The 11452-nt window shown below is 70.0% G+C and carries 18 protein-coding genes; all 18 read left to right on the forward strand.

Annotated elements, in window-relative coordinates; genetic code table 11:
• Positions 1-23: 23 nt before the first annotated feature.
• The 18 genes from ACFRIC_RS09295 to ACFRIC_RS09380 all read left to right on the forward strand — a co-directional run bounded on the left by ACFRIC_RS09295 (position 24) and on the right by ACFRIC_RS09380 (position 11452).
• The gene (locus tag ACFRIC_RS09295) at positions 24-407 is read left to right on the forward strand and encodes a holin (RefSeq protein ID WP_382781852.1); all 384 of its coding nucleotides are present in this window, start codon (positions 24-26) and stop codon (positions 405-407) included.
• Complete coding sequence (locus ACFRIC_RS09300) at positions 404-628, forward strand: hypothetical protein (RefSeq protein ID WP_382781855.1); 225 nt, start codon at positions 404-406, stop codon at positions 626-628. The genes ACFRIC_RS09295 and ACFRIC_RS09300 overlap by 4 nt, the downstream gene beginning before the upstream one ends.
• A gap of 214 nt (positions 629-842) precedes the next feature.
• Positions 843-1316, forward strand: coding sequence for a hypothetical protein (locus ACFRIC_RS09305; RefSeq protein ID WP_382781858.1), 474 nt, complete (start codon positions 843-845; stop codon positions 1314-1316).
• A complete protein-coding gene (locus tag ACFRIC_RS09310) occupies positions 1303-2934 on the forward strand; it encodes a hypothetical protein (RefSeq protein WP_382781861.1) in 1632 nt (543 codons plus the stop codon). The genes ACFRIC_RS09305 and ACFRIC_RS09310 overlap by 14 nt, the downstream gene beginning before the upstream one ends.
• 12 nt (positions 2935-2946) lie before the next feature.
• Positions 2947-4416: a phage portal protein gene (locus tag ACFRIC_RS09315; protein ID WP_382781863.1), complete on the forward strand. Its 1470-nt coding sequence runs from the start codon at positions 2947-2949 to the stop codon at positions 4414-4416.
• Positions 4413-5492 (forward strand): hypothetical protein, encoded by a 1080-nt coding sequence (locus ACFRIC_RS09320; RefSeq protein ID WP_382781865.1) that lies wholly within the window; start codon positions 4413-4415, stop codon positions 5490-5492. Before ACFRIC_RS09315 ends, ACFRIC_RS09320 begins: the two co-directional genes overlap by 4 nt.
• 48 nt (positions 5493-5540) lie before the next feature.
• Positions 5541-6323 carry a hypothetical protein gene (locus ACFRIC_RS09325; RefSeq protein WP_382781868.1) on the forward strand — a complete coding sequence of 261 codons (783 nt, stop codon included), beginning with the start codon at positions 5541-5543 and terminating at the stop codon, positions 6321-6323.
• Positions 6324-6341: 18 nt separating this feature from the next.
• Positions 6342-7196, forward strand: coding sequence for a P22 phage major capsid protein family protein (locus ACFRIC_RS09330; RefSeq protein ID WP_382781870.1), 855 nt, complete (start codon positions 6342-6344; stop codon positions 7194-7196).
• Between the two features lie 15 nt (positions 7197-7211).
• Positions 7212-7577 (forward strand): hypothetical protein, encoded by a 366-nt coding sequence (locus ACFRIC_RS09335; protein WP_382781873.1) that lies wholly within the window; start codon positions 7212-7214, stop codon positions 7575-7577.
• Position 7578: 1 nt separating this feature from the next.
• Positions 7579-7920, forward strand: coding sequence for a hypothetical protein (locus ACFRIC_RS09340; RefSeq protein ID WP_382781876.1), 342 nt, complete (start codon positions 7579-7581; stop codon positions 7918-7920).
• 10 nt (positions 7921-7930) lie between these two features.
• Entirely contained in the window at positions 7931-8494 is a 564-nt protein-coding gene (locus ACFRIC_RS09345; RefSeq protein WP_382781879.1) for a hypothetical protein, read from the forward strand.
• On the forward strand, positions 8491-8898 hold the full coding sequence (locus tag ACFRIC_RS09350) for a DUF6093 family protein (protein ID WP_382781880.1): 408 nt from the start codon (positions 8491-8493) through the stop codon (positions 8896-8898). Before ACFRIC_RS09345 ends, ACFRIC_RS09350 begins: the two co-directional genes overlap by 4 nt.
• Positions 8895-9308, forward strand: coding sequence for a hypothetical protein (locus ACFRIC_RS09355; RefSeq protein ID WP_382781883.1), 414 nt, complete (start codon positions 8895-8897; stop codon positions 9306-9308). The genes ACFRIC_RS09350 and ACFRIC_RS09355 overlap by 4 nt, the downstream gene beginning before the upstream one ends.
• 2 nt (positions 9309-9310) lie before the next feature.
• Positions 9311-9721, forward strand: a complete 411-nt coding sequence (locus ACFRIC_RS09360) for a hypothetical protein (RefSeq protein ID WP_382781885.1) — start codon at positions 9311-9313, stop codon at positions 9719-9721.
• Positions 9722-9737: 16 nt separating this feature from the next.
• Entirely contained in the window at positions 9738-10070 is a 333-nt protein-coding gene (locus tag ACFRIC_RS09365) for a hypothetical protein (protein WP_382781888.1), read from the forward strand.
• Positions 10071-10134: 64 nt separating this feature from the next.
• Positions 10135-10614, forward strand: a complete 480-nt coding sequence (locus ACFRIC_RS09370) for a hypothetical protein (protein ID WP_382781891.1) — start codon at positions 10135-10137, stop codon at positions 10612-10614.
• Complete coding sequence (locus ACFRIC_RS09375) at positions 10614-11135, forward strand: hypothetical protein (RefSeq protein WP_382781894.1); 522 nt, start codon at positions 10614-10616, stop codon at positions 11133-11135. The genes ACFRIC_RS09370 and ACFRIC_RS09375 overlap by 1 nt, the downstream gene beginning before the upstream one ends.
• Positions 11136-11155: 20 nt before the next feature.
• Positions 11156-11452, forward strand: a complete 297-nt coding sequence (locus ACFRIC_RS09380; RefSeq protein ID WP_382781897.1) for a hypothetical protein — start codon at positions 11156-11158, stop codon at positions 11450-11452.

Raw genomic sequence — 11452 nt, forward strand, 5'->3', positions numbered from 1 at the left:
GCGGACACCGTAGCGGAGGCCGCATGCCCAAGTCCCAGAGGTGGCGGATCTGCTCCGTACCCCGGTGCCCCGAGTACACCCAGCACGGCAAGTGCGACGGTCACCGCCGCGAGGCAGAGCAGCAGCGCGGCACGGCAAGGCAGCGCGGCTACGGCAAGCAGCACGAGCAGCGCTTCCGTCCTGGCGTCCTGGCCCGTCATCCGCAGTGCGTGTGCACCGAGCAGCAGCACGGGCACGGCTCGCCGTGCGGCCAGCCCTCAGTGCACGCAGATCACTGGCCGCTCAGCCGGCGTCAGCTCGTCGAGCAGGGCCACGACCCCGACGATCCGAAGCACGGCCGCGGACTGTGCGGCCGATGCCACAGCAGCGAGACCGCGCGCGAGCAGCCAGGAGGATGGAACGCATGACCACGAGGAGCAAGGCCAAGGACGAGGCTGAGGTCGAGGCGCCAGAGCCAGCGCCGAAGGTCGAGGCGGCGCCGGCACCGGTGTGCGGAGCCCCGCACTTCCTGCCGGCCCTGCCCCACGTCACCTGCACCGAGCCGCCCGACGACCCGGACCTGCCGCCCGGCCGGCTCGGCCATGAGCACCGGCACCTGGACGGCGACGCCCTCTACTCCTGGCGGTGACCCTAGGTCATCGCCGCAGGTCCGAAGCCTTGGCCGTGACATCACAGAGAGTGACGGGGACCCGGGGAGGGACCCCCGAAGTCGATCTTGGCCAGGACCGCCGGGGAGGTGGCTCCCAGGTTTGCCGGGTTCAGAGCCCCCGGTGATCATGCTCCGTCGTCACGCAACGTGACGACACTGACGCCGCGCAATGCGGTCATCTGGAGTGATCAACATGCCGAAAGGTGGAGCACGCTCACGATCCGGCCCGGCCCCCGACCCCGCTGCCCTGCGGCGTGAACGGGACGCCGGCGAGTGGACGATCCTGCCCGCCGAGGGCCGCCAGGGTGCAACGCCCGACTGGCCACTCACCGAGCAGACCGACCGCGAAGACGACCTGTGGGTGAGCCTCTGGGAGAAGCCCCAGGCCCTGATGTGGGAGAGGTACGGCCAGGAGATCGAGGTGGCCCTGTACGTCCGGCGGCTCGCCGAAGCCGAGAAGCCCGAGTCGTTCGTCAACCTGGGCACCCTGGTTCGGCAGATGGCCGACGCCCTCGGCATCACTACTCCCGGCCTGCGCGCCAACCGGTGGCGCATCGACCGGCCCTCAGCCGAGGACGAAGTGCCGGCCGAGCCGAACGCGGCTCCGGTCATCGCCCCGGGTTCGGCACGCGCCAGGCTGAGGGCGGTGGCCGGTGGTAGCGGCTGACGACGGTGCCTGGCCGCTCGACTTCCCCACCCTGTACGTCGTCCCGGACTGGATCGCCCGGCACTGCCTGCTTCAGTCCGTCGGCGGTCTCGACCTCCGGCCCAAGTCGTTCCAGATGTACGACTGGCAGCTGCGGATCACGGCCAACCTCTACCGGGTCAAGCCGACCGCCCAACTCGGGCAGCTGTCGACCGCCTTCCACTACCGGCGCGCGCAGGCCGTCGCTCCGCAGAAGTCCGGCAAGGGTCCCTGGGCGGCGAGCATCATCGCCGCCGAGGCGGTCGGCCCGGTGCTGTTCGCCGGCTGGGCGCAGGGCGGGGAGCGGTACCGCTGCCGCGACCACCGGTGCGGCTGCGGTTGGGTGTACGAGTACGAGCCGGGCGAGCCGATGGGCCGGCCGTGGAACCAGCCTCTGATCCAGATCACGGCGACGTCCGAGGACCAGACCGACAACACCTACCGGCCGCTTCAGGCGATGATCCGCAACGGGCCGCTGTCCGAAGTGATGAAGGTGGGCGAGCAGTTCATCCGGCTGCCGAACGACGGCCGGGTCGACGTCGTCACCTCGTCCGCTCAAAGCCGTCTGGGCAACCCGATCACGTTCGCCGCGCAGGATGAGACGGGTATCTGGAACGACGGCAACGGCATGACGAAGGTGGCGACCACGCAGCGCCGCGGTCTCGCGGGCATGTCCGGCCGCTCCCTCGAGCAGACGAATGCGTGGGACCCGACCGAGAACTCGGTCGCCCAGAAGACCGCGGAGACCAAGGCCCGGGACGTGTACCGGTTCCACCGGCTGCCACCGAAGGGCCTGTCGTACACGAACAAGGCGGAGCGGCGGAAGATCCATACCGCTGTGTATGCGGGCAGTGCGCACATCGACCTCGACGCCATCGAGGGCGAAGCCGCCGAGCTGATGGAGAAGGAGCCGGCCGAGGCGGAACGCTTCTACGGCAACCGCATCACCGCGGGCATGGGCTCCTGGGTCCAGCAAGACCACTGGGACGCCCGGAAGAAGCCGCGAGCGGTCCCGGACGGCGCCCGGGTGGTTCTGGGTTTCGACGGCTCGGACGTGGACGACTGGACCGGCCTCCGCGCCGAGACCTTGGACGGTTACCAGTTCACCCCGGTCTACGGGCCGGACCGGCGGCCGTGCATCTGGGACCCGGCCGAGTGGGAAGGCCAGGTTCCCCGGCTCGAGGTCGACGCCGCGGTCGACGAGCTGATGCGCCGCTACGACGTGGTCCGCATGTACTGCGACCCGCCGTACTGGACCAGCGAGGTCGCGGCCTGGCAGGCCCGGCACGGCGAGAAGCGGGTGACGGAGTGGCACACGCAGCGCACGGCACAGATGCACGCGGCGTGCGAGCAGCTGCTCACCGACATCACGAAGGCGAAGTCGGAGTTCTGGCACGACGGCTGCGAGACCACCTCGATCCACGTGCGGAACGCCCGGAAGGCGGCCCGGCCGGCGAACCGGTACGTGCTGCGCAAGGCCACACACCAGCAGAAGATCGACCTCTGTGTCGTGTCGATCCTGGCCCACGAGGCGGCAACGGACGCCATCGCCGCGGGCCAGGCCGAACCGCCGCCCACCTACTACGCCTACACGGCATGAGAGGGGGTGCGCGTGGCTACCGAGGAGCAGGCCCGGCGCCTGGTCGACGTCCTGGCGACGGAGTTGACGTCCCGCTCTGGCGCGGTGCTGCGGCACGACCGGTACTACCGGGGCAAGCACCCCCTGAAGTTCGCCTCCGATGAGTTCCGCAAGTACTGCGCCGACCGCTATGAGGGCTTCTCGGACAACTGGGTCCAGCCCGTTGCCGACTCGCCTGTGGAACGCCTCACGGTCACCGGCATGCAGGCCCCGCGCGAGACGAAGGCGGACTCCGATCTGTGGGAGGTGTGGCAGCGCAACGGTCTGGACGCCGACAGCCAGCTCGGCTTCCTCGGCGCCGGGAACGCCGCCAGGTCCTTCGTCCTCGTGTGGGGTGACCCTGACGACGAGGACACCCCGTGCGTCACCTTCGAGGACGCGTCGACGGCCGTCGTGCAGTACGAGCCGGGCTCGCGGCGCCGTCGGCGGGCCGCGCTGAAGCTGTGGCAGGACGGTCATCGCGAGTACGCCACGCTGTACCTGCCCACCGAGGTGTGGAAGTTCGAGCGGCCTCTGTCCGCAGGGGAGAAGAAGTCCCCGCAGATGGCGGAGGCCGACGCCGTCGTCGACTCGTGGACGCCCCGGGAGCTCGAGAGCGAACCGAACCCGCAGCCGAACCCCATGGGCGTGGTGCCCATGGTCGAGCTGCCCAACCGGCCCCTGCTGGCGTCCGAGCCGGTCTCGGACGTGTCCGGCGTAATCGCGATGCAGGACGCCATCAACCTGATCTGGGCGATGCTCTTCACGACCGCGGACTACGCGAGCCTTGAGCAGCGCATCATCATCGGCGCCGAGATCCCCAAGGTGCCGATCCTGGACTCGAACGGGCAGAAAGTCGGCGAGCGGCCGATCGACCTGAAGAAGTTCGTCACCGACCGCATCCTGTGGCTGGAGAACCCGAACGCGAAGGTCGAGCACTGGAACGCGGCGAACCTGACCGCTTACACCGACGTCATCGAGGTGGCCGTCGGGCACATCGCCGCCCAGACCCGCACGCCAGCGCACTACCTGATCGGCCGCATGGCCAATCTGTCCGGTGACGCGCTGATCGCGGCGGAGACCGGCCTCGTGAAGCGCGTCGAGGAGAAACAGCTGTGGTTCGGCCAAGCCCTGCGCGAGGTGTTCCAGCTGATCTGTCTGGCCCGCGGCGAGGACGCCAAGGGCAAGGCGCTGGCCGCCGGAACGGTGCTGTGGAAGGACCCGCAGTCACGGAACCTGGCACAGCTCACCGACAGCCTGCTGAAGCTGAAGCAGATCGGTTTCCCCTTCGAGTGGCTCGCGCTGCGGTTCGGCCTGACACCGACGGAGGTGGCCACGCTGATGGAGATGCGGACCCGGGAAGCTGACCTGGACCCGGTCGCCGCCATCATGAGCGGCGCCGGCGGACCGCCCGTTCCCGCCGGGCCGGATCCGGTGCCGGGTGACGGTGGCGAGGGGGCGTGACCGCGCCGCTGGTCCTGGCGCAGCGGCAAGCGGCCGCGCAGCGCAGGATCGCGGTCACGGCGATGGCGGCGGCCCTGCGCGAGTGGGGGCTGCTCGACGCGAACGACCTGCGTACCTCGTGGTCGCGCATCAGCCCGCGCCTGGTGGCCGTACTGAGCGCGGGCCAGTTGGCCGCAGCCCGCGGGGCCGACGACTACGTGGCCGCTGCGGCCGCTGCGCAGGGGGCCACTTCGGAAGCGGAGTTCAGCGTCGAGGCTGCCGCATTCGCTGGCGTCGCGGCCGACGGGAGACCGCTGGAGTCTCTGCTTGCCCGGCCGCTCGTGGCGTCGCTCCAATCGATCGGCCAAGGCGCCGACGTGGCGCAGGCACTCGGAGTGGGCCGGGGTCTGCTGGGGACGATCGTGCGCTCGGAGGTTGCCGATGCCGGACGCGGCGCTGTCGGCGCGGCCATGACGGGCCGCCGGACGATCCAGGGCTACGTGCGGGTGGTGCAGCCTCCGGCCTGCGGACGGTGCGTGATCCTCGCCGGGCGGGAGTACGGCTGGAACAAAGGGTTCCTGAGACATCCCCGCTGCGACTGCATTCACCTGCCGACCACGCTGATTGCCCGCCATCAGCACCGTGGCGGCCTCAACGGAGACGCCTTCTCACCTACCAACCGCCTGGGCAGCAGCACGCGCGGATTCATCGACCCGCGCGCCTACTTCAACGCCCTCTCGGCGGCCGAACAGGACCGCATCTTCACTGCGGCCGGCGCCCGCGCGATTCGCGAGGGCGCCGACATGGGCCAGGTCGTCAACGCCCGCCGCGGCATGTACACCGCCGACGCCTACGGTCGCCGCCTGGCCGCGACCCGCGAGGGCACCACACGGCGCGGCGCCTTCTACCGCCAGGAACGGGCCCGGACCGAGGCCCGCACCGGCACCCGCTTCGCCCGCGACCGCACCGAGACGCGACGCGGCCTGCCCTCCTTCAACCTGCGCACTCCCCGGCTGATGCCGGAGGAGATTTACCGCATCGCCGAGGACCGCGAGGACGCGATCCGCATGCTGCGCCGCTTCGGCTACCTGACCTGACCGCGCGCAATGCCCGGTCCCGACTTCCGCAACGGGAGACGCACCGCCATGACCGCATCCACCCTGCCCACTCACCCCGTCACCGGCCGCACCGCGCTGGGCTGGCGCAAAGCCCGCCCCGGCGAGGACACCGAGCAGCAGTACCCGATCTGGCCTGTCCTCGGCGCCGAGGACGGCGATGACGATGACGACCAGGACGACGGCGACGGCGACGGCGACGGCGACGACGGAGAGGACGACACCGGAGACGGCCAAGCCGACGACACCGGAGACGGTGACGGCGACCAGGACGGCGCCGCCCAGCTCGGCGACGCCGGCAAGCAGGCCCTGGACCGCATGAAGGAGCGGTGGCGCGCGGAGCGGGACCGGCGCAAGGCGGCCGAGACCGAGCGCGATCAGCTCAAGGGCGCGTCCGGAGGGAGCGACGACGATCCCGAGCGGATCCGCAGTGAGGCCGACCGGGCGGCAACCGCCAAGGCCAACCAGCGGATCGTGCGCTCCGAGGTCCGCGCCGCGGCGGCCGGGAAGCTCACCAACCCGCGCGACGCCCTGGCCTTCCTCGACCTCAGCAAGTTCGAGGTCGACGGGGACGGCCAGGTCGACGAGGACGAGATCGCCGACGCGATCGAGGACCTCCTGAAGGAACGCCCCTACCTGGGAGCTGCCGCAAAGGCACCCGAACCCAGGTTCCAGGGGACCGGAGACGGCGGCGCCCGCAAGGGGACCGGCGGCCCCCGGCAGCTCACCGAGCAGGACGTGAAGAAACTGTCGCCCGAGCAGATCGACGAGGCTCACCGCAAGGGTCAGCTCCGCGACTACCTCGGCGGATAACCACCCGAGAGGAAACCGATGTCCATCAAGCGTTTCCGGCCGGAGATTTGGTCCGCCAAGCTCCTGGTCGCACTCCGCAAGGAACTGGTCTACGCCGGCCCCGGCATGGTCAACCGTGACTACGAGGGCGAGATCCAGGAGGCGGGCGACACTGTCCGCATCACCTCGATCTCCCGGCCGACGATCGGCACCTACAACGCCAACTCGACCGTCATCACGCCGGAAGAGCTGAACGACGCCCAGCGCACGCTGGTCGTCGACCAGTCCAAGTACTGGGCGTTCAAGGTCGACGACGTCGACAAGCGCCAGGCCAAGGGCGACGTCATGCCGCAGGCCATGAGCGAGGCGTCCTACGCCCTCGCCGACGTCGTCGACCAGTACGTCGCCAACCTGTACACGCAGGCCCAGTCGGCGAACCAGCTCGGCACCATCGCGGTCCCGGTCGCGAACCCCGAGTACTTCTACTCGAAGATCGTGGTTCCGCTGAAGGTCACGCTCGACAACGCCAACGTCCCCCGCCAGGGCCGGTGGATGGTCGTCCCGCCGTGGCTCGAGGGCCGGGCCCTGCTGGACCCGAACTTCATCAACGCCGACAAGGCCGCCGACCAGGGCGCCGCCCTGCGCAACGGCTTCATCGGCCGCGCCGGCGGCTTCGACATCTACATGTCGAACAACGCCCCCAACCCGACCGGCGACGACTACGTGGTCACCGCGGGCAACAACACGGCGATCTCCTTCGCCGAGCAGATCAACAAGACCGAGGCCTACCGCCCGGAGTCGTCGTTCTCCGACGCGGTCAAGGGCCTGGCGCTGTACGGCGCGAAGGTCATCCGTCCCGAGGCGCTGGCCACGGCCATCGCTTCCCAGACCTGATCGGAGGCGCCAGATATGGCACGCACCGCTGTCGCGTACAGCAACCTCGTCCCCAACAGCAACCTCGCCGACCCGGCCGGAACGGCGGTCAGCTCCGGCGCCGGCAACGGCGGCCAGGTCGCGGCTGCCTTCCCGGAGTTGACGCTGCTCCGCGTCTCCAACGCCTCCGGCGGCTCCGGCACCGCGACCGTCCTGGCAGGCTCCCTGCCCCTGGCCATCGCCTCCGGGCAGGGCAACCTCGCCGTCACCGTCGCCAACAGCGCCACCCAGTGGATCGGCCCGGTGGAGTCCGGCCGGTTTCTCCAGAACGACGGATCTCTGATCGTCGAGACCTCCGTCGCTATGACCATCACCGCCTTCAAGGTCCCGAGGAACACCTGACATGGCCGAGACGATCTACCTGCGCGGGGAGGGGGGCGGCATCCACGCGATGGATCTGCCGCTGCCCGAGCCGATCGAGGAACGGCTGCGCAAGGGCATGCTGCAGCGCGTCAACGAGGACGGCACCCCCTACATCGAGCCGTCCTCCGAGGATGCGACGGACGCCGGGAAGGTGCCGGCCCCCGGCGCCCAGGTGCCGGGGCTTCCCCTGACCGAGCCCGCCAAGACGGCGGTCAAGGCGGACTGGGTGGGCTGGGCCGTCGTGAAGGGCGCCACCCCCGAAGAGGCCGACGGCATGACCAAGGCCGACCTCATCGAGAAGTACGGCACCCCGAGCACCTGAGGAGGGAACCGTGCCACTCCCCTCTCTGGCCACGGCCGCGGACGCCGTCGCCTACGGCTACAGCCTGCCGGAGGCGTCCGCGGTGGCCCTGCTCACCCGCGCGTCGGTCCGTATCCGGCGCGCGGCCGGACAGCCCATCACTCCCAGCGTCGTCATCGTCCAGCTCGCGGTCGACGGCGGCTGCGTGGAGCTCCCGGCGCCGCCGGTCCTCGAGGTCCAGTCCGTCTCGGCGGTCGACGAGGACGGGCTGCTCACCGAGCTGACCGGATGGTGGTGGGACGGCCAGGTCCTCCGCCTCGGCACCTGCTTTGCGCATCGCGTGCAGGTCACCTACCGGCGCGGCTGGGAGACGGTGCCGGACGGGATCGTGGAGCTGACCTGCCAGGTCGCCAACCGCATCGGGGATTCCCCGGTCGGTATGGAGGCCGGGATCCGCGAGCGGGCCATCGACGACTACCGGGAGACCTACGCGGCCGAGGCCACCCAGACCGCTGGTGACCTGCTGCCCGGCGAACTCACCGCCCTGCAGCGCGAGCTCGGCGAGCGGTGCGTGTGGGTGGTGGGCACGCCGTGAACCTCGACTCCATCCTGGCGTCGGGGCGCGCGGCGGCCGAGGAGCGCATGCGGGACACCGTCCGCATGTACGCGCAGGCAGAAGGCACCTTCGACCGTGGCACCGGTACCACCACGCCCGGCGCCCAGACGACCCTGTACACCGGCAAGGCCCGGGTGAAGGCCATCGCAGCGAGCACCGGCCAGGAGACCACGGCCGGTGAGCGTGAGCTCGTGCTACGCGAGTACGAGGTTCACCTGCCCTGGTCGACGACCGTGCCCGGCGGCCGGGTCCTTCCCGGCACCCGTATCGAGGTGACCGCGTCGTCCGATCCCCGCATGGCCGGCCTGGTCCTGTGGGTGACGGGCACCGCGTTCACGGACCAGTCCACAGCGTGGCGGATCAGGACGGAGGACCGGTCATGAGCAGCGCACGCTTCGACATGTCCGACGTGCGGCGCCTCGAGCGACATCTGGCCCGCGCGATCCCCCGCGCCCGCCGGGACACCAGCATGGTGGTCCGCAAGGGCGCCACGAACATCAAGAAGGACTGGAAGACCAACGCGCGAGCTTCCGCCCCGAAGCACGCCCCCGCCTACCCGCGCACGATCGACTACGACTTCGCTGCATACGGCCGGGACATCTTCATGGCCACCATCGGTCCGGAGAACCTTCACCGGACGCGCGGCTCGCAGGGCGCACTCGGCGCCATCCTCGAATACGGCTCGGTGCACAACCCTCCACACTGCGACGGCGGCCGGGCCCTGGACGTCGAAGAGCCCAGGTTCGAGGCCCAGATGGCGCTCATCGCCGAGCGTGGTCTGGCCTGGTGGTGACCATGGCCGTACCGACTGTCCTGCCGCACATGGACGCCGTCCAGGCCGCGCTGGAGGCCGCCGAGCTGACCGTGTATCTCGGCGGCGCGCCGACCCAGTCGGACTGGGTGCCACCCGACAAGTACGTGGTCCTCTACCCGGAGCCCGGCCAGGCTGTGCGGGAGTCCCTCGCCGACGCCCGTACCGACTTCACGACGACCTTCCAGATCACCTGTGTGGGCGGCTCGATGGAACGGGCGCTCTGGGCCGCTGACACGGCCCGTGCCGCCCTGTCAGCACCCCTCGCGGTGGACGGCCGGGCGACGTGGCGGCCGGAGGATCTGGGCGGGCCTCCAGTGCAGCGCGACGACGACACCACCCCGCCTTCCTGGTTCGTGCCGGTGCAGTACCGGCTGATGTCCATCCCCGCCTGATCAGGAGATCCCCCTCATGGCACTTCTCGCCCAGCAGGCCATTGCGCGCTCCGGCCTGACCCCGACCTACTCGGCCGCGGCCGCGTCCACCACGGTTCTCTGCGGCGACCGTTCGTTCCTGCACGTCAAGAACACGAACGGTTCGAGCATGACCGTCACGATCACGGCGACCGCCACGGTCGACGGGCAGCCCTGCTCCGATCTCATCGTCACGGTCCCGGCGACCACCGGCGACAAGATGATCGGACCGATCACCAACAAGCTCTTCGCGTCCGCCGCGGACGGTGTGAGCGCATCGATCACGTACTCGTCGACCACATCGGTCACCGTGGCCAGCCTCACCATCTGACGCTCCCCGCAGTCCCGCCCCGCCCCGTTGACCGGGGCTTTTTTCATGCCCCGAGGAGGGCCCCATGTCTGATCTGATCAACGACGGAATGACGAAGGTGTGCTGGGCCGCCAGCATCGGCAACATCAGCTCGCCGACCGCGACGGAGCTCAACGCGGCAGCCGACTACACGCCGCGCGTCACGCCCGACGGCCTCAAGGTGGACCCGTCCACCGCAGACGTCGACACCAGCTCCCTGGCCAGCACCTTCGACACCAAAACGGTCGGCAGGATCGGCTACGACGCGGAGATCACCTTCAAGCGCGGGACCACCGGCGGCGAGGACCTGCCCTTCACGACGCTGAAGTACGGCGTGAGCGGCTACCTCTGCGTGCGCCGCGGCGTCGCCTACGCCACCACGTTCTCGGCCGGCCAGAAGGTCGAGGTCTACCCGATCACCTGCGGTGAGCCGATGAACATCGCCCCCGCCGCCAACGAGGTCGCCAAGTTCACCTCGCCCATGAAGGTCACCTCGGCCCCGGCGACCGCCGCGACGGTGGTCTGATGCCGAGCACCTTCGAGGAGATCCTCGCCCGCGCGAAGCCCCGGGAGAAGACCGTCATGGTCTGCCTCGCGGGTGATCTCGCGGGCGAGGCCGAGCGCCTCCAGGACGAACTCTCGCGGGTCAGCGAGGACTGGGAGCCCGAGGACCTCACGGACGTCCACCCGGGCCGAGCCATCGCCGAACAGCTCAAGACGGTGCTCGCGCAAGCCCGTGCCTCCGAGGAGCCGTTCACGTTCCGGTACATCGGCGACCGGGCCTACTCGGACCTGGTGGCCGCGCACCCCTCGGACAGCCCGCAGGAGATGTTCGACTCCGTCACGTTCCCGCGTGCCCTCGTTGCGGCCTCGTGCGTCCAGCCGAAGATGACCGAGGAGCAGGTCGTCGAGCTGTTCGAGGTCATCAACGAGGGCGAGATCAAGAAGATGTTCGACGCGGCATGGGACGTCCATAACGCCTCGGACGTCATCCCTTTCTCTGTGGCCGCCTCCGCACTCCTGGCCTCCCTCATCGACGCGAAGTAGAGACCGCGCGGGCATGGGGCGTGCCTCGAAGTGTCTTCCTCGGGCGGGTCGTCGCGGAGGGCGAGCCCCTGTTCCTGGAGGAAGACCGGGCCTGGGCGTTCGCTCTCGCCGAGGTCGAGGCAGACACCTGCCCGGAGTGCCGGCAGCCGTGGAGCGAGGCAACGGACCCCGCGAACGAATTCAAGTACCGGGCCGAGCCCATCCGTTGCCACGCCTGCGCCACAACGGCCAAGACCGTGAAAGCCAAGACCGACAAGGGCGAGTCCATCGACGGCCTGCACATGCACCTCCAACTCGAAGCGCCCAACGGGAGGTGA

The sequence above is a fragment of the Streptomyces sp. NPDC056738 genome, from assembly GCF_042790435.1.
Taxonomy (GTDB): domain Bacteria; phylum Actinomycetota; class Actinomycetes; order Streptomycetales; family Streptomycetaceae; genus Streptomyces.